The sequence below is a fragment of the Pararhodobacter sp. genome, assembly GCF_034676545.1.
Lineage (GTDB): Bacteria > Pseudomonadota > Alphaproteobacteria > Rhodobacterales > Rhodobacteraceae > Pararhodobacter.
Genome location: NZ_JAUCBZ010000015.1, coordinates 672,864 through 699,116, shown reverse-complemented (window position 1 = coordinate 699,116; position 26,253 = coordinate 672,864). Strand labels below are relative to the sequence as shown.

Sequence of the window (26,253 nt, the reverse complement as noted above, 5' to 3'; positions counted from 1 at the left end):
TCCTTGGCTCAGTCTTTGAACATGTCGCGCGGCATCGCCAGATCATCGTCACGGCCGATATCGCGGATGGCCAGCGGGGTATCCTGCGCTTTGGCGAGTGTCCAGTTGATCTGGCTCGACTCGGCCAAAAGCGCGGCGCGAATGACGATTTGCTGGCAGGGGCGCGGGGCGAGTCGGCCTTTTTCCAGAAACACCGACGGCTCCAGCGACAAGCGTCCCGGCCCGTCAAAGCGAAACACCCAGATCTCGCCCGAGGGCAGCGCCACTGAAACCGCCGTTGCATTCATGTCCAGCGAGGGGTCGGCGTCCGGGTGCAGATGGAACCGCAGCGCATAGCCGATCCCGCGCAGCTTGCCGGCGTCGAGCACCTGATTCAGGTGTTTGATATGCGCGGGCTCGCGCGCGACCAGAATATCCTCGCCCAGCAACACGCGCCCGTCATGGCCAAGGTCCAGCGTGCGCACATGGGTCAACCCGTGGGTCGCGACATAGCCGTCATGGCTGAGCAGAAGCGAGGCACCGTCGCGTTCGTCGGTGCGGTGCTGAGTGATGGATTTCGGGCCATCGAGCAACGGCGCGCCGCCATCCTCGGGGCGGCTGGCCTTGCCGAACCGCGCCGAACTGAAGCCGTCGATTGACAGCGTGCTGTGCGAATTGGTTGCGCGCCCGGCCTTTTCCCACTCCGGCCCGAACGGGATGCCAGAGCCGCTGCTGACAATCAGCGGGCGGCGGTTCGAGGTCAGTTCGAACGCCAGCATCGAGGCGTGCGCGGCATGGGCAGAGTCCGCGCTGGGCGGCACGGCGGCGTCAATGATCACCGTGGTGCGCCCGCCTTCCAGGCGGGCATAGCCCATCGCCTGTTTGTTCTTGGGGCCGAACGGCACGCCCGAGACGGAAAGCGCATGTTCCAGACGCCCCTCCATGCCGCGCCCGCCGCCTTGGAAGCGCGCCAGGCCACCATCGGCGTGGCGCAGCGTGCGCAGGCAGGGCGCAATCCGGCTGATGGCCGCGCTTATCGCCGGGGGGACGGGATGCTCGGCGTCACGCAACGCCATTTGCGCCCAGGCCAGCAGGGTGAAAACCTCCAGCAGATCCTCGGGGTTGCGGCTGGCGATGCCGCCATCGGTGGCAATATCATCGGCGCAAGCCTTGGCCAGCGCCTTGAGCGCGTCGTCGCGATAGCGCTCCATGTCAATCAGTGACAGCGCGGCATAGAGCAGACCGGTCAACGCCTCGAATTTGGGCAAACCCGGCGCGGCGCTGTGCCAGCGACGGGCCAGAAAAGCGGATTGCCGCCCCAGAACCGCAAAGAACGGCGCGTTTTCCGCGCCGTCGCGACCCGAGGTCAGGAAGATTGCGTGTTGAATCCAGCGCAGGATGCGCCGCCCGGTGATATCCGGCTCCCAGCCCGGCCCGTCGCCCATGCCAAACCGCGCGATCCAGTCCGAGACCCAGCCCTGCGCCGTGAGCCGCGCCGCCCGGTCGCCCGCCGCGGCCATGTGATCGAGCCAGCCAAATCCGTGCAACTCCGCCGCGAACCCAAGCGAGGGCGGCACGATGTCCCAAGGCTGGTGCGTCTCGACAACATGGCCCGCCAGCAAAAAATTCCCGGCGGTCAATTGTTTGCCGCGCGCGAAAAAGCCGATGGTGCGTGGTTCGGGCATCGACACAAAGCCGCCCGCCGGCGGTGCCGAACGGGAAGCGCGCGCCGCGAGGCGATTGCCCCACCGCCGTTTGCGCGCTGCCCAGCCCTTTTGCATTGTTGTGCCCTGCTCATTGCCTGTTGCGCAGGGAATAGCGCCAAGCCGCGCCGCTGTCACGCCGTCAGAGCGGATCGCGGCAAAGAAGCGCCATGTAAAACCCGTCATTCCCGCCCGGCAGATCCCCGGGCAGGGTGCGCCAGCCGCCATCCTCGGTCGCGCGGCCAAAGGGCATTTGCGGCAGGGGCAAGGGTTTCAACGCCGGATGTCGGGCCAAGGCGGCGAGGATCTGCGCTTCGCCCTCATCCGGCAGCAACGAGCAGGTGCAATAGACCAACCGCCCGCCGGGTTTCAGCAAGGTCAGCGCGTGGTCAAGCATCTGCGCTTGCAGCGTGACCAGCTCCGCCACGTCGCCGGGTTTGCGCACAAAGGGCAGGTCCGGATGCCGCCGGATGGTGCCCGTCGCAGAGCAGGGCGCATCGAGCAGGATCGCGTCAAACGGCGCGTCGGTTTGCCATGTCAGCGCATCGGCGGTGATCACCTCGGCGCTCAGGCCGGTGCGGGCCAGGTTTTCATGCAGCCGTTTCAGGCGCGGGCCGGACATGTCCAGCGCGGTGACCTGTGCGCCCGCCGCCGCCAGTTGCATGGTCTTGCCACCGGGTGCAGCGCAGAGATCCAGAACGCGCTCGCCGGGCTGCGCGGCCAGCACCGTGGCTGGCAGGGTCGCGGCGGCATCCTGAATCCACCAATCGCCAGTGTCGAACCCCGGCAGGGCGCTGACCTGCACGCCCGCCGCCAGCCGCACGGAGCCGTTTGGCAACACTTCGCCTTCAGGCACATCTTTCGCGCCGGGTTTCAACGTCAGGTCAAGCGCGGCGGCGGCGTTATGCGCGGCCTCAAGGGCGGCGACGGTTTCTTCGCCATAAACACCCTTGAGTCTGCGCCGCAACCAGCCGGGAAGACGCTGCACCGGCAGATCATGCCAACCCTCAAACTCGGATGCGCGGCGCAGAACCGCGTTGGCCATACCCGCCAGCGGGGTGGTTTTTTTCTGCGCACGCAAGGCGGTCACGGTCGCATTCACCACGCCATGCGGCGGTGCACCCAGTTCCAGCATCTCGACCGTGGCCACGCGCAGCGCGGCCATCACGCCCTCGGGCGGGGCTTTGCGCAGGTGCGGGGTCAGCACGGCATCGGCGCGGCCCAGATTGCGCAGGGTCGCCAAGGCGAGACGTTGCGCGCGGGCCCGCGTGGCTGGGTCGGCATTGGGCAGGACAATGTCGGTCAACATCTGCCCCTCGGAGACGACCCCAGCGACCAGCAGGGCCGCCATCTGGCGCGGATCGGCGTGTGAAGGCTGCGGCATGGGGTCTCCGGTCTTGTCGGTGTGGGGTTCGGCGCTTAAGTTGCGCCTATCCTATCGCCCAGTGCGAGGAAAGCCGCAAGGAAACCCGCATGACCCATGATCCATCCACCCTGCCCCCCGCCGCGCAACGCGCCCTGGCCGAAGCCGAAGCGCGCCGCCTCAAGGCCGAAGCCGAGGCGAAACCGATGCCCAGGGAATTGGGCGGGCGCAACGGCCCAGAGCCGGTGCGCTATGGCGACTGGGAGAAAAAGGGCATTGCCGTCGATTTTTGAAGCATCGGCTTAAAGCCCCAGAACCGCCGCCATATCGTATTCGCCGTTCTTGCGCCCCTGCGCCCAGACCGCCGCCTTGACCGCACCGCGCGCAAAGACCGAGCGATCGCTGGCGATATGCCGCAGGATGATCCGCTCGCCGTCGGCGGCGAACATCACGTCATGTTCGCCGATGATATCGCCGCCGCGCACCACGGCAAAGCCGATGCTGCCCGCCTCACGCGGCCCGGTGATGCCATCGCGAGCGCGCACGGCGGCGTCCTCAAGGGAAACACCGCGCCCGGCTGCGGCGGCTTCGCCCAGCATCAAGGCGGTGCCCGAGGGCGCATCGACCTTGTGGCGGTGGTGGCCTTCGATGATCTCGATGTCGTAATCGGTGTCGAGGGCTTCGGCCACTTTGCGGGTGAGTGCGGCCAGCAGGTTCACACCAAGGCTCATGTTGCCCGCCCGCACGATCACGCCGGATTTCGCGACCTCGGCCAGCGCGGCCAGATCACCCTTGGACAGACCCGTGGTGCCGATGATGTGCGCGACCCCCAGTTCGGCGGCAATCGGGGCCAGGGCGACCGTTGCGGATGGTGCCGTGAAATCAATCACCGCCTGCGCGCCCTGCAAGGCCACACGGGGATCACCCTGCACGATGATGCCATTGGCCGCCCCGCCCAGCGCCTCGCCCAGATCCTTGCCGATCCACGCATGACCCGGACGCTCCAGCGCGCCCGACAGATGCACCTTGTCGCTGGCGTTGATCACCTGCACCAGCATCCGGCCCATGCGGCCTGAAACACCCGTCACGACGGTCGCGGTTGTGGTCGCGGTTGTGGTCGCGGTTGTGTTGGTCATATCGCCCCCTTTTGTTCGCCCCTGTCATAGCGCGCCCAAGGGCGGCAGAAAACCGCCTTTGCGCAGGTCACGCTTGCTTGTGAGCGGATTGCAGCGGCGCGTGGAATCCCCTACATATGCGCCATGAGTGCAAAACGTTTCCCCAAGGCCTCGGGCCCATCACAACGCCAGCTTCGGGTGGCCGAGGTTATCCGTCACCGGATGGCCGAGATCCTGCAACGCGGCGACGTGCATGACGCGGAATTGCAGCGCATGTCGATCACCGTGTCCGAGGTGCGGGTGACGCCCGATCTGCGCAGCGCGATTGCCTTTGTCATGCCGCTGGGCGGGCGCGAGCCCGAGGCCGCCTTGGCCGCCATGCGGCGCAACAAGGGCGAGATCCGGCATCAAGTGGCGCATGGCCTGAACCTGCGTTTCGCGCCCGAGTTGCGGTTCGAGCTGGACAAGACGTTTGACGCAATGGACAACGCGCGCCGCATGTTCGCCGACCCGCGCGTCATGGCCGATGTCGCTGCCCCCGATGAGGCGGATGAGCCAGATGTCGACGCTGACAAAGACGCTGACAAAGACGATGCCTGAAAGGCTCCTCGCCGCGGTTGTGGCGCTGGGCCTGAGCGGCGGTGCGGCCTTGGCCGAGTGTCAAAGCACGGTTTTCGAGGGCGACAGCTTCACCACTTGCACGGCGCAGGCCTCTGAGGATGTGCGGCTGTTCCTGATGGCGGCGGATGGGCAGGTGTTTGGCTCTTTCGCGCGCATTGATGCTGATCTGGCCGCCGAAGGGATGCAACTTGCCTTTGCGATGAACGCGGGCATGTTCCACCCGGACCGTCGCCCCGTCGGGCTGTATGTCGAGGATGGCGCGCAATCCGCGCGGTTGGTCACCCGCGAGGGGCCGGGAAATTTTGCCATGCTGCCGAATGGCGTGTTCTGCATAAAGCCTGACGGTTTCGCGGTGATCGAGAGCCACATCTTTGAGGAAACCACGCCCGATTGCCGCTATGCGACGCAATCGGGGCCGATGTTGGTGATCGACGGAGAACTGCATCCACGCTTTCTGCCAGACTCGACATCACTCAACTTTCGCAACGGCGTCGGGGTCAGCGATGATGGGCGCACGGCGTATTTCGTGATCTCGGATGCCAAGGTGACCTTTCACCACTTCGCCCGCTTCTTTCGCGATCATCTGGGCGTGAATCAGGCTCTGTTCCTCGATGGCAGCATCTCGCGGCTTTATGCGCGCGATCTTGGCCGCTCGGATTGGGGTTTGCCGATGGGGCCGATGGTGGGTCTGGTTCAGCCGATTGACTAGGGGTTTCCATTTGCCGCAAAGCCCCTATCTTTCTGGCAGAGGTACCGCATGCTGACGATTGATTTCGACAATTCCTACGCCCGCGATCTTGATGGGATGTATTTGCCTGTTCAGGGCGCACCAGCCCCCGATCCGGCGCTGGTCTGGCTGAACGAGGCGCTGGCGGTTGATCTGGGCCTGGACCCTGACGATCTGCGCAGCCCCGAAGGCGTGGCGATGTTGACCGGCAGCGCGATGCCCATGGGGGCCTCGCCGCTGGCAATGGCTTATGCCGGGCACCAGTTTGGCGGCTTCTCGCCGCAGCTGGGCGACGGGCGCGCGATGCTGGTCGGCGAGGTGCTGAACCGCGCGGGGCAACGCCGTGACATTCACCTCAAGGGCTCTGGCAGAACGCCGTTTTCGCGCGGTGGCGATGGCAAGGCAGGGCTTGGCCCGGTGCTGCGCGAGGTGTTGATTGGCGAGGCGATGCACGGTCTTGGCATCCCCACGACCCGCGCCTTGGCGGCCACCACCACCGGCGAGACCGTCTGGCGCGAAACGCCGCAAACCGGGGCGGTTCTGGCCCGCGTCGCCGATAGCCACCTGCGCGTCGGCACGTTTCAATTCTTTTACGCCCGTCAGGAAACCGCGCGGCTGAGCAAGCTGGCGGATTACGCGATTGCCCGGCATTTTCCCGAATTGGCGGAGACCCCGGACCGCTATCTGGCGTTTTATCACGCGGTGATCGCCCGGCAGATGGCGCTGATTGCGCAATGGATGGGCGTGGGCTTTGTGCATGGCGTTATGAACACCGACAATTGCGCAATTTCCGGCGAGACCATCGACTATGGCCCCTGCGCCTTCATGGAAGCGTATAACCCTGAAACCGTGTTTTCCTCGATTGATCGGCAGGGGCGCTATTCTTACGGCAATCAGCCGGTCTTGGCGCGCTGGAACCTTGCGCGGCTGGGCGAGTGTCTGATGCCGCTGATCGCACCCGAGGACCCGGAACAGGCCCTGCCCGAAATGCAATCCGCGCTGGAAGCCGCCGAGATCCGCTATGATACCCTGCACCGCAAGAGGTTCAGCGCCAAGCTGGGGGTCAGCGAGGCGGGGGATGCGTTGATCAACGGGTTCCTTGATATGCTGACCGCGCAATCGGCGGATTTCACGCTGGCCTTCCGCAAGCTGGGGCAGGCCGCGCGCGGCGATGAGGGGCCGTTGGTGGCGCATCTGAACGCCGATCCACGGTTGAGCGACTGGCTGGCGGCTTGGCGTCCGCAACTGGATGCCGCCGACAAGATGGACCGCGTGAACCCGGTCTATATTCCGCGCAATCACCGGGTCGAGGAGGCGCTGCGTGCCGCCGAGGGGGGCGATATGGCGCCGTTCCATCGGTTGCTCGAGGCGGTGTCGGACCCCTACACAGGGCGCGCCGGGTTCGAGGATCTGGAAACGCCCGCACCTGAGGGCGCGGGCGCGTATGTAACCTATTGCGGGACCTGAGCCGTTACAGCACTTGCGCGATGGCCTTGGCGACCAGCGGCACGGATTTCAGCGTCAGGCCGGCCATGTTCACCCGCCCGCCGCCGACGGCATAAACGCCGAACTCGTCGCGCAGACGGGCGATTTGCGCGTCAGTGCCACCCAGAAGCGAGAACATGCCGCGTTGATCGGCCAGAAAGCCAAAGCGATCCGAGCCGCATTCATCGCGCAAGGCATCGGCCAGCGCGCGGCGCAACCCGTTGACCCGGTTGCGCATGTCCTCAAGCTCGGCCTCCCACTCGGCGCGCAGGGCGGGGTCGGTCAGGATGGTTGTGACCACGCGCGCACCGTGATCGGGCGGAAAGCTGATCGAGGCGCGGTTCTTGGCCCCCAAAGTGCCCTGCACGGCGGCGCGCTCTCCCGCCGGACACAGGACCAGGGTGATCCCGGCGCGCTCTCGATACAGGCCGAAATTCTTAGCGGCCGAGGCGGCGATGATCACGCGATCCATCTCGCTGGCCAGATAGCGCAGCCCGGCCGCGTCGTCGTCGAGCCCGTCACCGAACCCCTGATACGCGATATCGACGAAGGGCATCAGATCATTGGCCTTCAGGAATCGCGCCATTTCAGCCCAGTCATCGGGGTTCAGATCGGTGCCGGTGGGATTGTGGCAGCAACCGTGCAGCAAGACCACGTCGCCGGCCTTCGCCTGCGCCAGATCCGCCCACATGCCCGCGCGATCCACGCCGCCGGTTTCGGCATCGTAATAGCGATAGGGCTTCCACGCCAGGCCGACCACATCGGCCAGCATGTTGTGATTGGGCCAGGTCGGTGTGGAAATCCAGATCGTCGCGTCCGGGTTGGCGGTCTTGATCAATTCCATTGCCAGCCGCACCGCACCCGTGCCGCCGGTGGCCGCCGCCGCCGCGATATGCTCTTTCGCGACGGTGCCCGCCAGCAACAGATCGGCCATCGCGTCATGGAACGAGGGGTCGCCAATCAGCGCCGTGTAGACCTTGGTGTCCTGCGTATCGACCAGCTTTTGCTCGGCGCGCTTCACCGCACGCATGACCGGCGTGATGCCTGTGTCATCCTTGTAAACTCCGACGCCCAGATCGGTCTTTGTGTCGCGCGCATCCTCGCGGTAAAGCTGCGAGACCAGCATGATCGGGTCCATTTTCGGCGTGGCGAGGCGGTTGAACATGATGCGTCCTCAGATAAGCGGTTGATGAAACACCTGATCACTCGCCAAAACACGCGAATGGACCTCGGTGCGGACGGGCGAAAAGCCCATCTTCTGATATTGGATCAACGCCCGCGGGTGATCGAGCGTGCAGGTATCGACGGTCAGTTTCTTGGTGGACTCTCGGTCCCAGGCCGTCATCACCGCGGACTTCAGCAACCAGGTGCCCAAGCCCCGCCCGACGGCCTCGGGGACCAGGCCGAAATAGGCAAGCTTGCAGATTTCGTCCTCGCGCCAATCCAGCATGAAGAACCCTTGGGGCCATCCCTTGCCGATCATCGTATAGAGCGAGACATCCGGATCCTGAATCCAGGCGTTCAACTCGTCGCGCGGGATCTTGTGCTTGTCGGTCCAGGCATAATCACGGCCAACTGCATCGTAGAGCGACAGAAAATACCACCACGGCGGGGAATCGGCGCGCACCAGGATTGCCTCACGACCCACCGGCAGGCTGGGCCAGCCATAGGTTGGGCGCTTGGTCATTTCCAACCACGTCACCCGGTACTCAACGGTGTCACCGGCTTTATAGGCGTGCATGTCAGCCCTTCTCGACTTTGAGATCCGGGTACATGCCCCATTCGGTCCACGATCCATCGTACACGGCGTGTTTGTGATGCCCCAATCGCTCGAGTGCGAGGCTGAGAATGCAGGCCGTCACGCCCGAGCCGCAGGTGGTGATCACGGGCTTTGACAGATCGACGCCAGCCTTTTCAAACGCCTCGCGCAGGGCGGCTTCGTCCTTCATCGTCGCATCTGGGTTCAGCACGTCGCGGTAATTCAGGTTCAGCGAGCCGGGAATATGCCCCGAGCGAAGACCCGGGCGCGGCTCTTCGACCTCGCCGCGGAACCGTTCGGCCGACCGCGCATCCAGGATTTGCCAGTCACCCAGCTTCGAGGCCGAGGCAACCTGGCTCACGTCCTTGATCAAATGCGCCTGACGCTGCACGGTCATGTGGCGATCGCGCACCATCGGCGGCAGATCCTCCAACGCGCGGCCCTCGGCCTTCCACTTTGGCAAGCCGCCATCCAGCACCGCGATATCCAGCTTGCCCATCAGCTTGAAGGTCCACCAGACGCGCGGGGCCGAGAACATGCCAAGGCTGTCATAAACAACCACCTGATGCCCGTCGCCGATACCCATCGCGCGCATACGGCTGATGAATTTCTCCACCGGCGGCGCCATATGCGGCAGGGCCGAGCGCTGGTCCGAAATCTCGTCGATGTCGAAGAATCGAGCGCCGGGAATATGCCCTTCGGTGTATTCGGTGTGCGAATCGCGGTCAGAATCGGGCATGTGCCACGACGCATCCAGAATCCGCAGATCCGGGTCATTCAGGTGGGCTGCCAGCCATTCGGTGGAAACCAGTGTCCGGGGGTCGTCACTCGCCATGCGCTCGGTCCTCAACTTGCCTTTTGAAATCGTTACCTGCCCGTCCGAGATGTGGCAACCCCGGCAAAGGCACTGGCTTTCCCATCCCGGTGGAGCACGCTAAAGAATGCCCATGCAACAGACCCTGACCGAGATTTATGATTCCCGTGTGGCGGCAGGTGATTACCGCGCCGATGCGATGCAGCGTGCCGTGCTTCCGGCGCTGCAATCCCGACGTGAGGCGCTGGAGCAGCCGCAAAAACGCGGGCTTCTGGGCGGGCTGTTCAAGAAATCTGCCGACGCGCCAAAGGGTCTGTATCTGTGGGGTGGGGTCGGGCGCGGCAAATCCATGTTGATGGACCTGTTCGCGGCGAACACGGACCAACCTGCCAAGCGCCGCGTTCATTTTCATGCCTTCATGCAGGAAATCCACGCCGGCATGCACGAGGCCCGCAAGACCGGCGTTGATGACGCGCTGGCCCCGGTCGCCGCCAAGGTCGCCGCCGACCTGCGTTTGCTGGCATTCGATGAAATGCAGATCAATGACATTACCGACGCGATGATCGTCGGGCGGTTGTTTCAGATGCTGATGGATGCCGGGGTGATGATTGTCACCACATCGAATCGCCCGCCTGAGGACCTGTATAAAGACGGGCTGAACCGGGCGCTGTTTCTGCCCTTCATTGCTCTGCTGCGCGAGAAAATGGAGGTCATTCACCTCGAATCAGCGGTGGATTACCGCCAGCATCGCCTGACGGGCGCGCAGGTGTATTTTCACCCGGCAGACAGCGCCGCACGACAGGCGATTGATGCGCTGTGGGCGGAATTGACAGGCGGCGATCCCGGTGCGCCCTTGGTTCTGACCGTGCAAAGCCGCAAGGTCGAGGTGCCCCGGCATCACAACGGCGTCGCCCGCGCCGGGTTCTGGGATCTGTGCGGCAGACCGCTTGGACCGGCGGATTATCTGGCCTTGGCGGGCGCGATCCGGCTGCTGATCCTCGAGGATATTCCGCGCTTGTCCTCAAGCAATTACAACGAAGCCAAGCGCTTCGTGACCCTGATTGATGCGCTGTATGAGGGCAAGGTGCGGCTGATCGCCAGCGCAGCCGACCAGCCCGAGCGCCTGTATTCCGAGGGCACAGGCTCGTTTGAATTCGAGCGCACCGCAAGCCGTCTGCGCGAGATGCAGAGCGCGGATTGGGGCAGCGACCCGGTGCCTTAGCGCTATTCCTCGGCGCCGCGCTCGATTTTTGCGAACCGCTCCAGCCGTGAGGCCTCGGTCTTGCGAGGGCGTTGCTGCAAGGTTTTTGCCGCGTTGCTGGGCCGGGTTGCCCGCTCTACATCAACGAATCTGTCAAGCCGCGCGGTCGAGGGTGCGCGCCCGTGATCAAGGGGATGTTTGCCCATTGGAACCTCCGAGGGTTGGTCTCCACAACCCAAAGGTAAGCTGTGGAGCACCAAAAGTCACGCGGCGGCTTTGATTTCCAAGCGCTGCGACACGATCTCGGCCAGAACCTGCTCAAACGGTGTGGGTTGGAAATCAGGCAGAAGCTGCGCCAACCGCGCGCCCGACAGGCGGTGCGGCGTGTTGAAAAGATAGCGCATTTCCTTCATCTCGCGCGCCAGTTCCCAGACCGGAGCCGTCACGCTGAACAGCCACCACGGGAAGGGCTTGACGGTCAGCTTGCGCCCGGATTGCCGCGCCAGCCCATCGGCCAGTTGCGCCGTGGAAAACGTCAGCCCCGGAAAGGGGATATCGGTGAAACGCGGCAGATCGGCGCGCATCTGGGCCAACATGACCGCCGCGCGCGCCATATCCGGCAGCCAGGCATGAGCGCGCTCGACATCGGGGTCGCCAAAGGCCGTCACCACACCTTTGGAAAAGGCGCGCAGATAAACCATATCGACATGCGAATCGCCGATTTCAGCCTCCAGAAAGTCGCCCGCGCGCAGGATGATGGTCTGCACCTCGGCGGCTTTGTATTGCGCCTCGATCTGCGCGCGAATCGCCCCTTTGCGGCTGCATGGCTTGTGTGGCGTCGCCTCGGACCAAGGTCCGGGTTGCGCGCCGTAGACATAGACATTGCCGGGAAACAACACCGTCGCGCCCGAGGTTTTGGCGGCACCGATCACCTGCCGTGTGATCGCCGGCAGTAGGGTTTCCCAGTCGTGATAAGCGGGCGGGTTCAGGCCGTTGACGATCACGTCGCAGCCCTGCGCGGCGGCGTTCATGTCGCTGCCACGGATATAGGCGCGTGTCAGCCACCCGGCATCGCGAAACGCTTTGGAGAAATGGCGGCCAATCTTGCCGGACGCGCCAAGGATGAGGGCTGTTTGGGTCATGGTTGAAACCTTTGTTCAGGGTGATGCCCCCTGTTTGACCCAAAGGAATGCGAATGGATATTGCCCGAAACTCTTTCTCTGATATTCATTATTGAATGACAAACCCCTCTCACGATTGGACCCTTCTGCGGTCATTCCTTGCCGTTGCAGAGACCGGCTCACTGTCGGCAGCGGCGCGCGCGATTGGGCAAAGCCAGCCGACACTTGGCCGCCACATCAAGCAACTTGAGGCCCAGTTGCGTCTGAACCTGTTTCGACGTGTCCCGCGCGGGCTGGAGCTGACCGAGGCCGCGCTGCCTTTGGTGGACACCGCCCGCGCGATGGCGGCAAATGCGGCGCGGTTCAGTCAACTTGCCGAGGGGCGGCAGATGGAGTTGCGCGGCACGGTGCGCATCACCGCCTCGCGCATCGTCTCGCACCATATGCTGCCCGCGATCCTCGCCCGACTCAGACAGGCCGAACCCGAAATCCAGATCGAGCTTGCGCCCTCGGACACCTCGGAAAACCTGCTGTTCCGTGAGGCTGATATCGCGCTGCGCATGTATCGGCCGGAACAATTGGACATCATCGCGCGCCACGTCACCGACCTGCCGATCGGCCTCTATGCGGCGCATGGCTATCTGGCGCGGCACGGCACGCCCCGCACAATCGACGACCTGAAACACCATAGCTTTGTGGGTTACGACCGCGACGAGCGTATTCTGCACATGATGCGCGCGATGGGTTTTCCGGCAACGCGCGACTTCTTTGGCATCCGCTGCGACGATCAAACGGTGCATTGGGAGTTGGTGCGCGCCGGGTGCGGCATCAGTGGCATGCAGCGCCAGATCGGTGACCAAGACCCCTTGGTGGCCCGCGTGATGCCCGAGCTTGACCTGCCGTCCTTGCCGCTGTGGCTGGCCGCGCCGCAAGCCCTGCACACCAACCCCCGCATTCGGCGCGTATGGGATTTTCTGGCGCAGGCGCTGAGATGACCGGTTATTCGCCCGGCGTGACCGAACCGCCCCAGCCGATCAATTGTTCAATCAGCGGCGAAATGCGCGGGCCTTCCTGCTCACACGCGCCCTCCTGGGTCATGGTGCTATAGGCCGGATGCAAGAACAGGGCATTGTATTGCGGCGGGTCCAGTTCAAACCGGGCCGCCAAAATCCCGGCCGAGTCCGAGAGCAACGCCTGCTCGGCCTCGCTGATCGCGAACCCCTCGCAGTTTTGCGCCGCCACGCTGGCGACGACCAGCGCGCTGAGCAAATCAGCGGTCTCGTCGCGCGTCATCGACGGAATGTCGGGCAGGGTTATTGCGCCGTCGGTCAGCGCGGGCGAAGCCGCCAGCACCGCGATCACGGCAACTATCGACAGGCGTTTCATGCGGGCCTCCTGTTCGGGTTCCGGGGACAACCATCTGGAACCCCGCGACAGCCGAAAGGTCCGCGCGGGGTTTCGCTTTTCAAGCCCGTTTCGCCCCGACCTGCCCGAGGCCCAGCACGGTCAGCACCTTGGCCTCGATATCTGCGGCGTTCAGGCCAGCGGCGGCGTACATGTCGGCGGGGTTGGCGTGGTCGATGAAACTGTCAGGCAGGACCATCGCGCGGAATTTAAGGCCGTGGTCGAACACGCCCTCGTCGGACAAAAGCTGCGCGACATGGGAGCCGAAGCCGCCGACCGCACCCTCCTCGATGGTGATCAGCGCCTCGTGATCCTGCGCGAGTTGCAGGATCAGATCGCGGTCGAGGGGTTTGGCGAAGCGGGCGTCGGCCACGGTGGGGGTGATGCCGCGCGCGGTCAACGCCTCGGCAGCTTTCATCACCTCTTGCAGACGGGTGCCAAAGGACAGGATCGCCACGCGCGCGCCCTGCTGGATCAAGCGGCCCTTGCCGATTTCCAGCGGGATGCCGCGTTCGGGCATGTCAACGCCGACCCCCTCGCCGCGTGGAAAGCGGAAGGCGATCGGCCCGCTGTCATGGGCGGCGGCGGTGGCGACCATGTGCACCAGTTCGGCCTCATCCGCAGCGGCCATGACCACCATGCCGGGAAGATTGGCCATGAAGGCAATGTCAAAGGACCCGGCGTGCGTGGCACCATCGGCCCCGACCAACCCGGCACGATCAATGGCAAAGCGCACCGGCAGGCCCTGCAATGCCACGTCATGCACGACCTGATCGTAACCGCGTTGCAGGAAGGTCGAATACATGGTGCAGAACGGTTTCAACCCGCCCGCCGCCAGCGCGCCGCAGAAGGTGACGCCATGTTGCTCGGCGATGCCAACGTCAAAGCAGCGCTTGGGGAAACGTTCGGCAAACAGGTTCAGCCCGGTGCCATCGGGCATGGCGGCGGTGACGGCGACGATCTTGTCATCGGCCTCACCGGCCTTGATCAGTGCTTCGGCGAAAACCTTGGTGTAGCTGGGCGCGTTCGAGGGGGCCTTGGTCTGCTTGCCGGTCAGCACATTGAATTTCGCCGTGGCATGGCCCTTGTCGGCGGCCATTTCGGCGGGGCGATAGCCTTTGCCCTTCTTGGTGATCACATGGATCAACGTCGGTCCGGTGGCGCGGGCATGGAGGGCGCGCAGGACGGCCAGCAAGGCCTCCATATCATGGCCATCGACGGGGCCGACATAGTGAAAGCCCAGTTCCTCGAACATCGTGCCGCCGACGGTCGCGTGTTTGAGCATGTCCTTGGCGCGGTGTGCGGCATCCTGCAGTGGCGAGGGCAGCAGCGACAGCGCGCCTTTGGCGGCGGCCTTGAGGTCTTGCAGCGGTTTCTCGGCATAGAGGCGCGAGAGGTAGGAGGACAGCGCGCCGGTGGGTGGCGCGATCGACATTTCGTTGTCGTTGAGGATCACGAACAGCCGCTTGCCCAGATGGCCCGCGTTGTTCATCGCCTCGAACGCCATGCCCGCCGACATGGAGCCATCGCCGATCACCGCGATTGCGTCGCCCAGCGCCGGGTCCGGCGAACCGCCAAGATCGCGCGCGACCTTGAAGCCGAGGGCGGCGGAAATCGAGGTCGAGGAATGCGCCGCACCGAAGGGATCATAGGGCGACTCTGTGCGCTTGGTGAAACCACTGAGGCCGTCTTTCTGACGCAGGGTGCGGATACGGTCACGCCGCCCGGTCAGGATTTTATGCGGATAACACTGATGCGAGACATCCCAGATCAGCCGGTCGCGCGGTGTGTCGAAGATCGCGTGAATGGCGACGGTCAGCTCGACCACGCCCAGACCCGCGCCCAGATGCCCGCCGGTTTCCGACACGGCGCTGATTGTCTCTGCGCGCAACTCATCGGCAACCTGGCGCAGTTGCGCGTCGCTGAAGCGTTTCAGATCGGCCGGAGTTTGGACGCGGTCAAGTAGCGGGGTCGCTGGGCGGTCGGCACTCATGGTTTACTTCCAGTCAACTTGTCTCGGGCAACTTCTCGCATCACTTGTCGCGGCTGATAACGAACCGCGCCGCCTCGTGCAAGGATTGCGCCTTGTCACCATAGGGTGCGAGGGCATCGCAGGCTTGATCAATGAGCGATTTGGCGCGTTGACGAGCGGGTTCCAGCCCAAGCAGCGAAACAAACGTCGCTTTGCCCGCATCCGCATCCTTTTGCAGACGTTTTCCGGCGGTTTGCGCGTCGCCCTCGGTATCCAGAATGTCGTCGGCAATCTGAAAGGCAAGTCCCAGCGCCTGTGAATAGGCGTGAAGCGGCGCTGGGTCCGCCCCGGCCATCACCGGGCCAGCGGTACAGGCCCAGGCAAAGAGCGCGCCGGTCTTGCCAGCCTGAAGATGCGTGATCTGCGCCAGCGTCAGCGGAGTCGCGGCGGTTTCGGCGGCGATATCCAGCGCCTGCCCCAGCACCATGCCCGCCGCACCGCCCGCCTGTGCCAGACCCAGAACCAGCGCGGCGGCCTTGGGCTGGCCGGGCTGGGCGCAGAGCTCAAACGCGAGAGAGTGCAGCGCGTCACCGGCCAGAATCGCCGTGGCCTCATCATAGGCGATGTGCACGGTGGGGCGGCCCCGGCGCAGATCGTCGTTGTCCATCGCCGGCAGGTCATCGTGGATCAGGGAATAGGCGTGCAAGGCCTCGATCGCGGCGGCGGCATTCAGCGCATGGTCGCGCGCAATGCCGTGCAGGGCGGCAGATTGCAGCACCATGAAGCCGCGCAACCCCTTGCCGCCGTAGACCGCATGGCCCATCGCCTCGCGCACCCGGCTGGCGGGCAAACCCATCAGTGCTGCGCTCAACCGCTCGGAGACCGACAGCGCGGCAGAATTCAGGGCCTGCGGAAAGCTCATTTGGCGTCGAAGGGCGCGGTGCCGTTGGGCGTGCCGTTTTCGGCCAGCGTGATCTGCTCGATCCGCGCCTGCGCCTGCGCCAGCTTGGCCTCGCAACGCTTTTTCAACTCGGCGCCGCGTTCATAGATGTCGATGGATTTCTCCAGCTCGACATTGCCGGTTTCAAGCTGGCTGACGACCTGTTCCAACTCGCGCAGGGCCTCTTCAAACGACATTTCAGCGACTGGTTTCATGCGCCCCGCTCCATCAAGGTTTTGACATGCGCCGCCGTGCTGGAGGCCAACGCCGCCAAATCATACCCGCCTTCGAGGGCCGAGACCACCCGGCCACCGGCGTGTTTGTCGGCAATGTCGCAAATGCGGTTGGTGATCCAGATGAAATCCTCCTCGAGCAGGTTGAGTTGCGCCAGCGGGTCGGCGGCGTGGGCGTCAAACCCGGCGGAAATCAGGATGAGGTCTGGCCTGAACGCCTCAAGACGCGGGAAGGCGGTCTCCTCCCACGCTTTGCGGAAACCGGGGCCTGCGGTTTCGGGGGGCAGCGGCAGGTTGAGGATGTTGCCGTGCGCCCCCACCTCATCGGCGCGCCCCGTGCCGGGCCAGAGGGGGAACTGGTGGCTGGAGACGAACAGCGCACGCGGCTCATCCCACAGCAGATCTTGCGTGCCGTTGCCGTGGTGCACGTCGAAATCCAGCACTGCAACGCGGTTCAGCCCATGGTGATCAAGCGCACGTTTGGCAGCGATGGCGACCGTGCCAAACAGGCAGAACCCCATCGGCGTGGCGGTTTCGGCGTGATGGCCGGGCGGGCGAATGGCGGCAAAGGCGTTCGCGGCCTCACCGGCAATCACCGTGTCTAACGCGGCCAAAACCGCGCCCAAACCGCCGGTCGCGGCATTCCAGCTACCGGGCGAGACATGGGTGTCGGCGTCCAGTTGATGCGAGCCCTGCGCCGGAATCGCGGCGCGGATGCGATCCACATAGCTTTGCGGGTGACAGCGCAAGATCTCGCTGACATCGGCGGCGCTGCTGGGGCGGCGATCAAGCGCGGCGAATTCAGGGGCCTCAAGGGCCGCCAGAATCGCACGCAACCGGGCTACTTGCTCCGGGTGGCCGGGGGGTGTGACATGGGTCAAACAGGCGGGGTCGGTGAAAAATGCTGTGCTCATGGCGTCAGGCTATCCGGGCACACGCCCCCCTTCAAGCACCGCCCTGATCTGCGGCCATATATTTCCCACGAGGTGGCGCGGCTTGGCCGCCGAGGTTGTCAGGATCTGCACAAACATGCATCTTGCATGTGAGTCGCAATCATTCTGCAGTGCAAGAGCCCGGTTGTTTACCAGTCCACAGGAGCGTTCCCATGCCACCCAGAGATGACATCCCCTTTATCCCGCCCCCCACCGGCCCCGGTGTTGTCGACGGGACGGATGGTGATGATACGATTTATAGCGGCTACATTGATGCCGATGGCGACCGCTTTGCGCCCGGCGGGTCGGTCGTCGATGCCGGTTCTGGTGATGACAACGTGCACGCCGGCGGTGGCGATGACACGATTTGGGGTGGCACCGGCGATGACTATATATCGGGCGAACAAGGCGACGACATCCTGATCGGTGGCGCGGGGCACGATGTGTTCAGCGGTGGCGACGGCGACAATCTGATCTTTGGCGACAGTCCCGATGGCGACCTCGGTGGTAACTCACCATCAGACGCGCCGGAACCGGATTTCGGGGATGATCATATCTATCTGGATTCCGGCAATGACACCTTTTTTGGCGGCTCGGGCAACGATACGATTTATGTCGGCGACGAGATCGGTGACAGTGTTTTTATCGGTGGCGAAACCGGTGAAGTTCGCGGCGATGTTATTTACGGCGGCTGGAGCGAAAGCATGTCGCTGCTGTATACAGGTGATGAAAAGGGGATCATCACCCAGGGCGATGGGTCTATCACCTTCAGCGAAGTCGAAGAAGTCAATCTGAGCTATACCGACGATGTTGCCGAGGTTCTCACCTCAACGTCGGGCCATTTGTCGGGCTGGGGCGGCTACGATGTCTTGATCCTGCCGGATCCGGAATCGGGCGAAGCCGCGCCCGTGGTGACAATCACCCACGAGACCCATGGCACCGGCAGCCACGGTGCGACCTCCAAGTCTGGCTATGTCGATTTCCCGGACGGCAACCGGCTGACCTTCGACACCATCGAAGAAATCATCTGCTTCGCCGCCGGCACGCTGATCGACACCGACCACGGGCCGATCCCGGTCGAGGATCTGACCCCCGGCGACAGGGTTCTGACCCGCGATCATGGCTATCAACCGTTGATCTGGACCGGACGGCGGGATCTGAGCGCGGCTGAGATCGCCGCCTGCCCACGCGCCGCCCCCATTCGCATTGTCAAAGGTGCAATGGGCGGTGGCTTGCCGCGGCGCGATCTGATCGTCTCGCCGCGCCATCGGATGCTGGTGTCAGGTCTGAACACCGATCTCATGTTTGGCGAACGCGAGGTGTTGGTCACCGCCGAGGATTTGCTGGGGTTGGCCGGCGTCACCCGCCTCCCATCGGCTGGCATCAGCTATACTCATGTAATGTGCGACGCACATCAGATTATTCGCGCCGAGGGTGCCTGGACCGAGAGCTTTCAACCCTCAGACGTGGTTCTGGGCGCATTGGACGCCACAACCCGCGCGGAATTGCAACGCCTATTCCCGATGCTGACATCTGAAGCCGGTCAGCGCGCCTTTGCGTCCAGCCGCCCGGTGCTGAACGCCGCCGAAACCGGTGCCCTGTTTGCCGCCCGCGTCCTGAGCAGCCTTCGGGCACCACAACACACCATCTAACCCCCCGACATCATCTTGCCAAAAATACTCTGGGGGAATTGGCCGTAGGCCAAGGGGGCAACGCCCCTTGCATGCACGGACGTGCCGGGGCTAGGGTTGGGCCAAACACAAACCCAAGGGAAACACCCATGAAAACACGCGCCGCCGTCGCCTTTGAGGCCAAGAAACCGCTGGAAATCGTTGAGCTGGATCTGCAGGGCCCAAAGCCCGGAGAGGTTCTGGTCGAGATCATGGCGACCGGCATTTGCCACACGGATGCCTATACGCTGGACGGGCTCGACAGTGAGGGGATCTTCCCGTCGGTGCTGGGTCACGAAGGCGCGGGTATCGTGCGCGAGGTCGGCCCGGGTGTGACCAGCGTCAAGCCCGACGATCATGTGATCCCGCTGTACACCCCGGAATGCCGTCAGTGCAAAAGCTGTCTGTCGGGCAAGACCAACCTGTGCACCGCGATCCGCGCGACGCAGGGCAAGGGAGTGATGCCCGATGGCACCTCGCGCTTCAGCTACAAGGGCGAGACAATCTATCACTACATGGGCTGTTCGACCTTCTCGAATTTCGTTGTGATGCCAGAAATCGCGGTGGCGAAAATCCGCAAGGACGCGCCGTTTGACAAGGCGTGTTACATCGGCTGCGGCGTCACCACCGGCGTCGGCGCGGTGGTCTATTCCACCAAGGTCGAGCCGGGCGCGAATGTCGTGGTGTTCGGTCTGGGCGGCATTGGCTTGAACGTGCTGCAAGCGGCGCGGATGGTCGGGGCCGACAAGATCATCGGCGTTGACATCAACAACGACAAGGCGGCCTGGGGCAAGATGTTCGGCATGACCCATTTCGTCAATCCGCTGGAGATCGAGGGCGATATCGTCGCGCATCTGATTGCCTTGACCGACGGCGGCGCGGATTACACGTTTGACTGCACCGGCAACACCACCGTCATGCGTCAGGCGCTTGAGGCTTGTCATCGCGGCTGGGGTGTCTCGACGGTGATCGGCGTGGCGGAAGCTGGCAAGGAAATCAGCACGCGGCCCTTCCAACTGGTGACCGGGCGCGTCTGGCAGGGCTCGGCCTTTGGCGGGGCGCGGGGGCGCACGGATGTGCCGAAAATGGTGGATTGGTACATGAACGGAAAAATCGAGATTGACCCGCTGATCACGCATACGTTCAGCCTCGAGGATATCAACAAGGGCTTTGACCTGATGCATGCAGGCAAGTCGGTCCGTGGCGTGGTGATCTTCTGATGATACCTATTGATCGTTGGCGCAGCCACGGCGGCTGGCAAGAAGTCTGGGACCATGACAGCACGGCCACCGGCACCCCGATGCGGTTTTCGGTGTTCTTGCCGGATGGCGACGGCCCGAAACCCGTGGTCTGGTATCTGTCGGGCCTGACCTGCAACTGGTCGAACGTCACCGAAAAAGGTGAGTTCCGCGAGGCTTGCGCGCGGCACGGGTTCATCTTTGTCGCGCCCGATACCTCGCCGCGCGGCGAAGGCGTGGCGGATGATCCGGACAAGGCCTATGATTTCGGGCTGGGTGCCGGGTTCTATGTCGATGCGACGCAGGAACCGTTTGCCAAGCATTACCAGATGCGCAGCTACTATGAGCGCGAATTGCCGTCGCTGATTGCCGCGCAGTTCCCGGCCGATATGACCCGGCAGGCGATCATGGGGCATTCGATGGGCGGGCATGGCGCGCTGACCCTGGCGCTGCGCAATCCGGGCACCTATCGCTCGGTCTCGGCCTTTGCGCCGATTGTCGCACCGACCGAGTGCCCCTGGGGCCAAAAGGCGCTGGGCGGCTATCTGGGTGAAGATCGGGCGGCTTGGGCGGAATATGACGCCTGCCGGTTGATCGAGGCGGGCGCGCGGGTTCCGGCCTTGAAGGTCGATCAGGGGGCCGCCGATGGGTTCCTTGAGGAGCAACTGATGCCCGAACGCCTGCAAGCAGCCTGTGCCGCAGCCGGGCAGCCGTTGGAGCTGGCGCTGCATGAGGGGTACGATCATTCGTATTACTTCATCTCCAGTTTCATGGGCGCGCAACTGGACTGGCATGCAACGTATTTGAAATCGTGACAAAGAGAGGGGGCGCTTCGCCCCCCTCGCGCGTGCCGCGCTCACCCCCAGAGGATATTTGAAGAACAAAGACGGGGGCTGGGCGCGGTGCAGGCCAAAGTTAGTGGCGTGTTGTGGCGCATTGTGCGGGCTTGGCCCAGCGCTTTGGAGTTGCTAGGGTTTGGCAAATTTGAACAGGAGTTCCTTGATGCGTCTCACGGTTATCGCCGCCGCCTTTGCCACGTTGCTGGCCGTCCCTGCCACGGCCCAGAGCGGATGTGGTGGCAGTTGGTCCTCGTTTATTGCCGGTCTGCGCTCGGAGGCGATCAGCAACGGTGTGCCCGCCAGCACGGCCGACCGGTTTTTCAGCCAGTTGCGCCAGGATCAAAACGTTCTGCGCAGTGATCGGGCGCAGGGGTTCTTTCAGCGGCCGTTCGTGGATTTTTCGCAGCGCCTGATCAGCCAGAGCCGTCTGAACCGCGCCCGGCAGTTGCGCCAAGAGCGCGCCAGCCTGTTTCAGGCCGCCGAGCGCAATTATGGCGTCTCGCCGGGGATCATGCTGGCGTTTCTGGCGTTCGAGACGGATTTCGGCGCGTTTCAGGGCGACGTGAATACCGCCAACGCGCTGGCCACTCTGGCGCATGACTGCCGCCGCCCCGAGATCTTTCGGCCGCAGATCCTGGCGTTTGCCGAGTTGTATCACCGTGGCGAGCTGGACCCGGCGACCACCACCGGCGCCTGGGCCGGTGAGATCGGCATGGTGCAGATGTTGCCGCGCGATATCCTGAACCTTGGGGTGGATGGCGACGGCGACGGGCATGTCAACCTGCAACGCTCGATGCCGGATGCGGTTCTGTCGGGCGCGGCGTTGCTGCGGCATCATGGCTGGCGTCCGAACCAGCCCTGGATGCATGAGGTTGCGATTCCGGCGGGGCTGGACCTGTCGCGTACCGGGCTGCGCACGCAGATGTCGGTGTCGGACTGGGAGCGTCTGGGCGTGCGGCCGCGGCATGGGAGCCTGCCCTCGGGGAATCTGAGCGCCTCGGTGATCCTGCCGGAAGGCCACCGGGGCCCGGCCTTCATGATCTTTGACAATTTCCGCGTGTTGTTCGATTGGAACCAGAGCTTTACCTATGTTGCCACCGCCGCCTATTTCGCCACGCGAATCGAAGGTGCGCCGGTCTATACCACGGGCAATGCCGAGACCGGCCTGGACCAGAACCAAATGCGCCGTTTGCAGCAGGCGTTGCAGGCGCGCGGGTTTGATGTGGGTGGGATCGACGGCATTCTGGGCGCGGGGACGCGGGCCGCGGTGCAGGACGTGCAACAGCAACTGGGAATGCCCGCGGATGGGTGGCCAACGCCGGCGCTGCTCAATCGGTTGTGATTTTGGCGGTCGGGGTCGCTCTGGCGCGGGTGTTTTCCTTGCAACGCGGCTTAATGCGCGTTTACCGGCCCTGACCGAAGGTTTGCGCTTGCAGGTGGGGGTGATGCGTTCCTATTCTCGCCCCTGTCAAGTTTTTACCATTTGCACAGGGAGTAGAATGCATGGGACGTCGGGATGAGCTGATCGCGAAATACGCGGACGATCTGAAGAACAAATGCGGGATGCAGCCCGATATGGCGCTGTTGACCAAGGTCACGATCGGCTGCGGGCCGTCGATTTACGACGCAGATGCCTCGACCGTGGCGGGTAGCCAGCCCGGCGAGATCGAGACCGTGAAAAAGAACTTCCTGATCAAGAAGCTGGGCCTGACGGACGGACCCGCGCTGGACGAGGCCATTGCCGCCGTGATCAACACCTATGGCAAATCCGAGCGCAACAAATATCGCGCCGTGGTTTACTATATGTTGACCAAGCATTTCGGCAAGGAATCGGTTTACGCCTGAGGGTCAATGCGTGGCATTTGAACAAAATGCTGCGCGCTCTTTGTTTGCATGACCGGCGCGCTGATGGCAGGGTGTTCTTGCGGGCTAGGATGGCCCCGGACAGACCGAGACTTCACATGTGGTGCGAAGGGCATGTGGGAGAAGGGGGGTTCCGGGCAATCGGAGCCCCCATACTGTTTTGACGCCCCGCGTCAGGTTTCGGCAAAGCCGAATTGCGCGTAATCCCGGCGATAGGCGTCTTTGGCCAGGCCGATGATCTCCTCATCCACAATCTGATCCAGGGTAATGGCGCTTGCGGGTTCCTCGGGCGTGTAGGCTGGCGGATTCAGATGACCAACGCGGCGCGCCAACCACGCCAGATCATGTGCCAACGTGTCCTCGCGCAGAATGGCGTCGGGCATTGCGACCTGTGCAAACCCATCAAGGATCGCGGCCTGCGTGGCCCACATCGGCCAAGGCTGCAACCCGGTTTGACCCGACAGGCTGGCAGCAGTGAAGCGCAGATAGGCTTTGAACGCGTCGCGGTGCTGGTCGGCGGGCAGGGTCGCGGGATCGTCGGGCAGATTGACGCCAAACAGCCGCGCCATATGCTCGCGGACCTCGGCAAATTGGCCGGTCAAGACCTTGGAGCAGAACACGGAATGCGCGCGTTTCAACGGATGGCGCAGCACCGCGAAACTGCGAAAGCCGGGGTTGGCGCTGCGCCATTGTGCCAGCCGCCCGTGATCGAAGTCGCGCGGCAGATCGTGTTCGGGCACGCCATCGAGCGCGGCAAGCCAGCGGATCACGCTGCTTTCCGGAGCGCCGCGCAGGGGTTGAAACAGCAGCGGCGTCTTCGCCCCGGCGACGCAAACATCCAGCATCGGGCCACGACGGATTTCGAAATTGGGTGTGCGGCCCAGGTCGAAACGGTCGATGCGCGCAAGCCCGGGCGCGAGATCTTGCGGGTTGCTGAGTTTCTGCTCCAGCGGTTCGGGGTTCTGCTTTTTGTAGGTGCGCGGCAGGTCCGTCAGCCGCGCGCCGACACCGAGCCAGCGCGCCAGGCCGTTCAACACGTCCAGATCGTTGACATCGTCATAGCCGATATAAAATGCGGTTTGCCCGGTGGTTTGCAGGCTGTGCTGAATCTCCAGTTGCGTCTGTTGCAGGCGGGTCAGGAGGGTCTCGAACTCGGTGGCGTCAAAGGCGATCTGCGTCTGTTTGCGGTGTTTGACATTGCCCAGCCGCCATTGGTTCGTCGCCGCCGCGATCTTGCGCGAGACGTAGGATTCCAGAGGATTGCGCGTCAGGATGATCTTGGCACAAGCGGGATCGCCAAGCGCGTGTTGCCAGATGCGCGGGTCGTGATTGTGGAACAGCCGAAATCCCATGCGCCGCTTGCCGCCCGCGCGCAGAGTGTTCAGCAAGAGCCAAGGGTCGGCGTCGCGCTGCGCCAAACTGACGCCGTGGTAGGTGTCGGTGCCCGCGGTGTTGATGAACACCGGGTTGAACAACTCGCCGTGGCAGTCAATGCCGTCGATGGCATTGAGGTTGGATTCCAACAGGTTGGACCCGGTACGCATTTCTGCGAGGATCACGAAATACTCGAAAGCCATGGGTTATTTCATCCGGTGCGAGGGGTCGGGGCTGATCGGGTTCAACGGGAAATCACCCATCAGCAAGGGCTGCATCCCCTGATTGCGCAGCTCTTGCAGGAAGGTGCCGAAGCCTGAGAGATCGACCAGATCCGGAATGCGCATCAAGCGCGCCTGAGAATGCGGGGCGATTTCGTCGAACAAGGTGTGCAGCGGCTCGGCGGGGTTTTCAAGGAATTCGGCCATGGTCCAGATACGGATCCGGGCGCGCACCTCGGGCGTTTGCAGCCGGTCCAGCATCTGCGTCTCGATGCGTTGCAAGCGCGCGGCCTCACGCCGCAGTTGCGCAAAATCGCCGCCGGAGCGGAACAAGGGCACCGCCCAAGCGCCGGAAATCACCGAAATCTGCGCATTGGAATCAGAGGCCATGAAGGTCAGCAGGTCGAAATTCCAACCCTGCGTGTCGGCGGGGCCGAACTGAAAGCACTGCCGCTCGCCGCGCGTGGACCACAGAAGATTGGTCAGAAAGGCGCGCGGGTTATAGTCGCGCAGGCTGGCGCTGTCGCTGAGACCGCCGGTAAAGATCTTCTCGCGTCCCGCAAATTCGGCCTTGCCCGGCGCGAACAGATGCCCATGCACCCGGCAATGGGCAACGGTCGAGAGCCAGCCTTCGAAATCCTGAAACACCTCGGTGAAGCCCTGGAACACCGAATAGGGCTCGGCGGTCTTGCCGTTTTCGCGGTTTTTCCCCGGAAAACGGCTGGCCATATACAGGCCCGCACGCCCGCGAATGCGTTGCAGCGTGGCGCGGGCAAAATGGCGGTCGATGCGGCTGGGTTGGGGTTCGGCGTTGGATTGCGGCGCGTCGCGTGGCGTCAGAAAATGGGTATACAGACGGTCGGCACCGGGCCAAACCTTGCGTGCCATGAAACAATCCGAACGCCGCAGCAGTTGCAGATGGTCGTCGTAGAACACATGCGGGCGGCCTTGGTGATCGAATTTCCCCAAGGTTGGTGAGCGGCTTTCGATCTTGCGGGCATGGAGGCGCACGAGGGTTTGGAAATAGCTTTCATCCGGAATCCAGACGCGTTTGAAATACCCCTCATAATGCGCGCGCATCGGATCGCGCAGAATGCCGCTGAGGGTTTCGCGCGTCAGGCACCACCATTGCGAGCCGATATGCGGCGTCAGCCCGTCGGGGATCTCGCGCTTGATGCGCAGCAGACGTTGCGCATCGACAAGGCGGTCGAACACCCATTTGTTGCGCTTGAAGCCGATGGGGAAATAAAGGGTGAAACGCTCTTCGGACAGCCCGCCCTTGGTCCAATTCACATCGCCGACGTTGACGGATTCGATGAAGTCGGCGTCAGGATGACGCTTGAGCCAGGCTTCAAGCTCGGCGATCGGTCTCAACGGCAGGCAGGCGCCCGACATGGCGTAGACGTGTTGCACGTCCGGAAACGCATTCAGCAATTGCTCGGCAGCGGTCTGCAAGGCACCGACCAGCGACCAGGTGCCCCATTCGCAATGCCGGCGGCGGCTGAACCGCACGTTGGGCAAATCGGCGACGGCCTGCACCAGCTTGCCGTGCTGATCGGCACCGACGCAGGCATCGACATGAATGACCAGCGGATTGCCCGACGCGGCAACAAAACGCGCGACCTGTGCGGCACGGTCCAGCGCGGTGTGCACCAGCATGACAAACCCCAGTTGCCCGC

General features: G+C 63.7%; 26 protein-coding genes. 11 read left to right on the top strand and 15 right to left on the bottom strand.

Going from position 1 to position 26,253, the window contains the following annotated elements:
* Nucleotides 1-8: 8 nt before the first annotated feature.
* A complete protein-coding gene (locus tag VDQ28_RS06830) occupies nt 9-1,868 on the bottom strand; it encodes a heparinase II/III family protein (protein ID WP_323035218.1) in 1,860 nt (619 codons plus the stop codon).
* Nucleotides 1,825-3,066 (bottom strand): transcription antitermination factor NusB, encoded by a 1,242-nt coding sequence (locus VDQ28_RS06825; protein WP_323035217.1) that lies wholly within the window; start codon nt 3,064-3,066, stop codon nt 1,825-1,827. Before VDQ28_RS06825 ends, VDQ28_RS06830 begins: the two co-directional genes overlap by 44 nt.
* An 89-nt stretch (nt 3,067-3,155) precedes the next feature.
* Between VDQ28_RS06825 and VDQ28_RS06820 the strand changes: the two genes are divergently transcribed.
* Nucleotides 3,156-3,338 (top strand): DUF1674 domain-containing protein, encoded by a 183-nt coding sequence (locus VDQ28_RS06820; protein ID WP_323035216.1) that lies wholly within the window; start codon nt 3,156-3,158, stop codon nt 3,336-3,338.
* Nucleotides 3,339-3,347: 9 nt separating this feature from the next.
* Here the strand turns inward: VDQ28_RS06820 and dapB are convergent, their stop codons facing one another.
* Nucleotides 3,348-4,181 carry a 4-hydroxy-tetrahydrodipicolinate reductase gene (gene dapB, locus VDQ28_RS06815; protein WP_323035215.1) on the bottom strand — a complete coding sequence of 278 codons (834 nt, stop codon included), beginning with the start codon at nt 4,179-4,181 and terminating at the stop codon, nt 3,348-3,350.
* A 123-nt stretch (nt 4,182-4,304) separates the two neighbouring features.
* Between dapB and rbfA the strand changes: the two genes are divergently transcribed.
* The 3 genes from rbfA to VDQ28_RS06800 are packed head-to-tail and all read left to right on the top strand — an operon-like array spanning nt 4,305 to nt 6,975.
* Nucleotides 4,305-4,760 carry a 30S ribosome-binding factor RbfA gene (gene rbfA, locus VDQ28_RS06810; RefSeq protein ID WP_323035214.1) on the top strand — a complete coding sequence of 152 codons (456 nt, stop codon included), beginning with the start codon at nt 4,305-4,307 and terminating at the stop codon, nt 4,758-4,760.
* On the top strand, nt 4,753-5,490 hold the full coding sequence (locus VDQ28_RS06805; protein ID WP_323038080.1) for a phosphodiester glycosidase family protein: 738 nt from the start codon (nt 4,753-4,755) through the stop codon (nt 5,488-5,490). The genes rbfA and VDQ28_RS06805 overlap by 8 nt, the downstream gene beginning before the upstream one ends.
* Before the next feature lie 51 nt (nt 5,491-5,541).
* On the top strand, nt 5,542-6,975 hold the full coding sequence (locus tag VDQ28_RS06800; RefSeq protein ID WP_323038079.1) for a protein adenylyltransferase SelO: 1,434 nt from the start codon (nt 5,542-5,544) through the stop codon (nt 6,973-6,975).
* Between the two features lie 4 nt (nt 6,976-6,979).
* Here VDQ28_RS06800 and VDQ28_RS06795 read toward each other — a convergent pair whose 3' ends face one another.
* Genes VDQ28_RS06795 through sseA form a run of 3 tightly spaced genes read right to left on the bottom strand, consistent with a single transcriptional unit; the run spans nt 6,980 to nt 9,587 of the window.
* Entirely contained in the window at nt 6,980-8,158 is a 1,179-nt protein-coding gene (locus tag VDQ28_RS06795; protein ID WP_323035213.1) for an amino acid aminotransferase, read from the bottom strand.
* Nucleotides 8,159-8,167: 9 nt separating this feature from the next.
* Nucleotides 8,168-8,734: a GNAT family N-acetyltransferase gene (locus tag VDQ28_RS06790; RefSeq protein ID WP_323035212.1), complete on the bottom strand. Its 567-nt coding sequence runs from the start codon at nt 8,732-8,734 to the stop codon at nt 8,168-8,170.
* 1 nt (nt 8,735) lies between these two features.
* A complete protein-coding gene (gene sseA / locus VDQ28_RS06785; protein WP_323035211.1) occupies nt 8,736-9,587 on the bottom strand; it encodes a 3-mercaptopyruvate sulfurtransferase in 852 nt (283 codons plus the stop codon).
* A 112-nt stretch (nt 9,588-9,699) separates the two neighbouring features.
* Here sseA and zapE point away from each other — a divergent pair, with 112 nt between their 5' ends.
* Nucleotides 9,700-10,788 (top strand): cell division protein ZapE, encoded by a 1,089-nt coding sequence (zapE, locus tag VDQ28_RS06780; protein ID WP_323035210.1) that lies wholly within the window; start codon nt 9,700-9,702, stop codon nt 10,786-10,788.
* A gap of 2 nt (nt 10,789-10,790) precedes the next feature.
* Here the strand turns inward: zapE and VDQ28_RS06775 are convergent, their stop codons facing one another.
* Together VDQ28_RS06775 and VDQ28_RS06770 are read right to left on the bottom strand one after the other, a co-directional pair.
* The gene (locus VDQ28_RS06775; protein WP_323035209.1) at nt 10,791-10,973 is read right to left on the bottom strand and encodes a hypothetical protein; all 183 of its coding nucleotides are present in this window, start codon (nt 10,971-10,973) and stop codon (nt 10,791-10,793) included.
* Between the two features lie 57 nt (nt 10,974-11,030).
* Nucleotides 11,031-11,909, bottom strand: a complete 879-nt coding sequence (locus tag VDQ28_RS06770) for an NAD-dependent epimerase/dehydratase family protein (RefSeq protein ID WP_323035208.1) — start codon at nt 11,907-11,909, stop codon at nt 11,031-11,033.
* Between the two features lie 95 nt (nt 11,910-12,004).
* Between VDQ28_RS06770 and VDQ28_RS06765 the strand changes: the two genes are divergently transcribed.
* Complete coding sequence (locus VDQ28_RS06765) at nt 12,005-12,883, top strand: LysR family transcriptional regulator (RefSeq protein ID WP_323035207.1); 879 nt, start codon at nt 12,005-12,007, stop codon at nt 12,881-12,883.
* 4 nt (nt 12,884-12,887) lie between these two features.
* Here VDQ28_RS06765 and VDQ28_RS06760 read toward each other — a convergent pair whose 3' ends face one another.
* The 5 genes from VDQ28_RS06760 to VDQ28_RS06740 form a co-directional block, all read right to left on the bottom strand.
* Nucleotides 12,888-13,274, bottom strand: a complete 387-nt coding sequence (locus VDQ28_RS06760; RefSeq protein ID WP_323035206.1) for a hypothetical protein — start codon at nt 13,272-13,274, stop codon at nt 12,888-12,890.
* Nucleotides 13,275-13,353: 79 nt separating this feature from the next.
* Complete coding sequence (gene dxs, locus VDQ28_RS06755) at nt 13,354-15,285, bottom strand: 1-deoxy-D-xylulose-5-phosphate synthase (RefSeq protein WP_323035205.1); 1,932 nt, start codon at nt 15,283-15,285, stop codon at nt 13,354-13,356.
* Nucleotides 15,286-15,325: 40 nt separating this feature from the next.
* The gene (locus VDQ28_RS06750) at nt 15,326-16,186 is read right to left on the bottom strand and encodes a polyprenyl synthetase family protein (RefSeq protein ID WP_323035204.1); all 861 of its coding nucleotides are present in this window, start codon (nt 16,184-16,186) and stop codon (nt 15,326-15,328) included.
* Nucleotides 16,183-16,419, bottom strand: coding sequence for an exodeoxyribonuclease VII small subunit (locus VDQ28_RS06745; RefSeq protein ID WP_323035203.1), 237 nt, complete (start codon nt 16,417-16,419; stop codon nt 16,183-16,185). The genes VDQ28_RS06750 and VDQ28_RS06745 overlap by 4 nt, the downstream gene beginning before the upstream one ends.
* The gene (locus tag VDQ28_RS06740) at nt 16,416-17,351 is read right to left on the bottom strand and encodes a histone deacetylase family protein (RefSeq protein ID WP_323035202.1); all 936 of its coding nucleotides are present in this window, start codon (nt 17,349-17,351) and stop codon (nt 16,416-16,418) included. The genes VDQ28_RS06745 and VDQ28_RS06740 overlap by 4 nt, the downstream gene beginning before the upstream one ends.
* A gap of 191 nt (nt 17,352-17,542) precedes the next feature.
* Here VDQ28_RS06740 and VDQ28_RS06735 point away from each other — a divergent pair, with 191 nt between their 5' ends.
* From VDQ28_RS06735 to VDQ28_RS06715, 5 genes are all read left to right on the top strand, one after another.
* Nucleotides 17,543-19,021, top strand: a complete 1,479-nt coding sequence (locus tag VDQ28_RS06735) for a Hint domain-containing protein (protein ID WP_323035201.1) — start codon at nt 17,543-17,545, stop codon at nt 19,019-19,021.
* A gap of 128 nt (nt 19,022-19,149) precedes the next feature.
* Nucleotides 19,150-20,259 (top strand): S-(hydroxymethyl)glutathione dehydrogenase/class III alcohol dehydrogenase, encoded by a 1,110-nt coding sequence (locus tag VDQ28_RS06730; protein WP_323035200.1) that lies wholly within the window; start codon nt 19,150-19,152, stop codon nt 20,257-20,259.
* Nucleotides 20,259-21,092 (top strand): S-formylglutathione hydrolase, encoded by an 834-nt coding sequence (fghA, locus tag VDQ28_RS06725; protein WP_323035199.1) that lies wholly within the window; start codon nt 20,259-20,261, stop codon nt 21,090-21,092. Before VDQ28_RS06730 ends, fghA begins: the two co-directional genes overlap by 1 nt.
* Nucleotides 21,093-21,279: 187 nt before the next feature.
* Nucleotides 21,280-22,458, top strand: a complete 1,179-nt coding sequence (locus VDQ28_RS06720; protein ID WP_323035198.1) for a lytic murein transglycosylase — start codon at nt 21,280-21,282, stop codon at nt 22,456-22,458.
* A gap of 161 nt (nt 22,459-22,619) precedes the next feature.
* The gene (locus VDQ28_RS06715; RefSeq protein WP_323035197.1) at nt 22,620-22,961 is read left to right on the top strand and encodes a DUF2853 family protein; all 342 of its coding nucleotides are present in this window, start codon (nt 22,620-22,622) and stop codon (nt 22,959-22,961) included.
* A 191-nt stretch (nt 22,962-23,152) separates the two neighbouring features.
* Here the strand turns inward: VDQ28_RS06715 and VDQ28_RS06710 are convergent, their stop codons facing one another.
* Together VDQ28_RS06710 and VDQ28_RS06705 are read right to left on the bottom strand one after the other, a co-directional pair.
* Nucleotides 23,153-24,556, bottom strand: a complete 1,404-nt coding sequence (locus VDQ28_RS06710; RefSeq protein ID WP_323035196.1) for a nodulation protein NodH — start codon at nt 24,554-24,556, stop codon at nt 23,153-23,155.
* Nucleotides 24,557-24,559: 3 nt separating this feature from the next.
* Nucleotides 24,560-26,233 carry a beta-1,6-N-acetylglucosaminyltransferase gene (locus VDQ28_RS06705; RefSeq protein ID WP_323038078.1) on the bottom strand — a complete coding sequence of 558 codons (1,674 nt, stop codon included), beginning with the start codon at nt 26,231-26,233 and terminating at the stop codon, nt 24,560-24,562.
* Between the last annotated feature and the right edge of the window lie 20 nt (nt 26,234-26,253).

What these genes read in the sequence shown, in the direction of transcription:
- VDQ28_RS06830 (WP_323035218.1), bottom strand. Translation starts at nt 1,868, where the DNA reads ATGACGGGTTTTACATGGCGCTTCTTTGCCGCGATCCGCTCTGACGGC.
- VDQ28_RS06825 (WP_323035217.1), bottom strand. Translation starts at nt 3,066, where the DNA reads ATGCCGCAGCCTTCACACGCCGATCCGCGCCAGATGGCGGCCCTGCTG.
- VDQ28_RS06820 (WP_323035216.1), top strand. Translation starts at nt 3,156, where the DNA reads ATGACCCATGATCCATCCACCCTGCCCCCCGCCGCGCAACGCGCCCTG.
- dapB (WP_323035215.1), bottom strand. Translation starts at nt 4,181, where the DNA reads ATGACCAACACAACCGCGACCACAACCGCGACCACAACCGCGACCGTC.
- rbfA (WP_323035214.1), top strand. Translation starts at nt 4,305, where the DNA reads ATGAGTGCAAAACGTTTCCCCAAGGCCTCGGGCCCATCACAACGCCAG.
- VDQ28_RS06805 (WP_323038080.1), top strand. Translation starts at nt 4,753, where the DNA reads ATGCCTGAAAGGCTCCTCGCCGCGGTTGTGGCGCTGGGCCTGAGCGGC.
- VDQ28_RS06795 (WP_323035213.1), bottom strand. Translation starts at nt 8,158, where the DNA reads ATGTTCAACCGCCTCGCCACGCCGAAAATGGACCCGATCATGCTGGTC.
- VDQ28_RS06790 (WP_323035212.1), bottom strand. Translation starts at nt 8,734, where the DNA reads ATGCACGCCTATAAAGCCGGTGACACCGTTGAGTACCGGGTGACGTGG.
- sseA (WP_323035211.1), bottom strand. Translation starts at nt 9,587, where the DNA reads ATGGCGAGTGACGACCCCCGGACACTGGTTTCCACCGAATGGCTGGCA.
- zapE (WP_323035210.1), top strand. Translation starts at nt 9,700, where the DNA reads ATGCAACAGACCCTGACCGAGATTTATGATTCCCGTGTGGCGGCAGGT.
- VDQ28_RS06775 (WP_323035209.1), bottom strand. Translation starts at nt 10,973, where the DNA reads ATGGGCAAACATCCCCTTGATCACGGGCGCGCACCCTCGACCGCGCGG.
- VDQ28_RS06770 (WP_323035208.1), bottom strand. Translation starts at nt 11,909, where the DNA reads ATGACCCAAACAGCCCTCATCCTTGGCGCGTCCGGCAAGATTGGCCGC.
- VDQ28_RS06765 (WP_323035207.1), top strand. Translation starts at nt 12,005, where the DNA reads ATGACAAACCCCTCTCACGATTGGACCCTTCTGCGGTCATTCCTTGCC.
- VDQ28_RS06760 (WP_323035206.1), bottom strand. Translation starts at nt 13,274, where the DNA reads ATGAAACGCCTGTCGATAGTTGCCGTGATCGCGGTGCTGGCGGCTTCG.
- dxs (WP_323035205.1), bottom strand. Translation starts at nt 15,285, where the DNA reads ATGAGTGCCGACCGCCCAGCGACCCCGCTACTTGACCGCGTCCAAACT.
- VDQ28_RS06750 (WP_323035204.1), bottom strand. Translation starts at nt 16,186, where the DNA reads ATGAGCTTTCCGCAGGCCCTGAATTCTGCCGCGCTGTCGGTCTCCGAG.
- VDQ28_RS06745 (WP_323035203.1), bottom strand. Translation starts at nt 16,419, where the DNA reads ATGAAACCAGTCGCTGAAATGTCGTTTGAAGAGGCCCTGCGCGAGTTG.
- VDQ28_RS06740 (WP_323035202.1), bottom strand. Translation starts at nt 17,351, where the DNA reads ATGAGCACAGCATTTTTCACCGACCCCGCCTGTTTGACCCATGTCACA.
- VDQ28_RS06735 (WP_323035201.1), top strand. Translation starts at nt 17,543, where the DNA reads ATGCCACCCAGAGATGACATCCCCTTTATCCCGCCCCCCACCGGCCCC.
- VDQ28_RS06730 (WP_323035200.1), top strand. Translation starts at nt 19,150, where the DNA reads ATGAAAACACGCGCCGCCGTCGCCTTTGAGGCCAAGAAACCGCTGGAA.
- fghA (WP_323035199.1), top strand. Translation starts at nt 20,259, where the DNA reads ATGATACCTATTGATCGTTGGCGCAGCCACGGCGGCTGGCAAGAAGTC.
- VDQ28_RS06720 (WP_323035198.1), top strand. Translation starts at nt 21,280, where the DNA reads ATGCGTCTCACGGTTATCGCCGCCGCCTTTGCCACGTTGCTGGCCGTC.
- VDQ28_RS06715 (WP_323035197.1), top strand. Translation starts at nt 22,620, where the DNA reads ATGGGACGTCGGGATGAGCTGATCGCGAAATACGCGGACGATCTGAAG.
- VDQ28_RS06710 (WP_323035196.1), bottom strand. Translation starts at nt 24,556, where the DNA reads ATGGCTTTCGAGTATTTCGTGATCCTCGCAGAAATGCGTACCGGGTCC.
- VDQ28_RS06705 (WP_323038078.1), bottom strand. Translation starts at nt 26,233, where the DNA reads ATGCTGGTGCACACCGCGCTGGACCGTGCCGCACAGGTCGCGCGTTTT.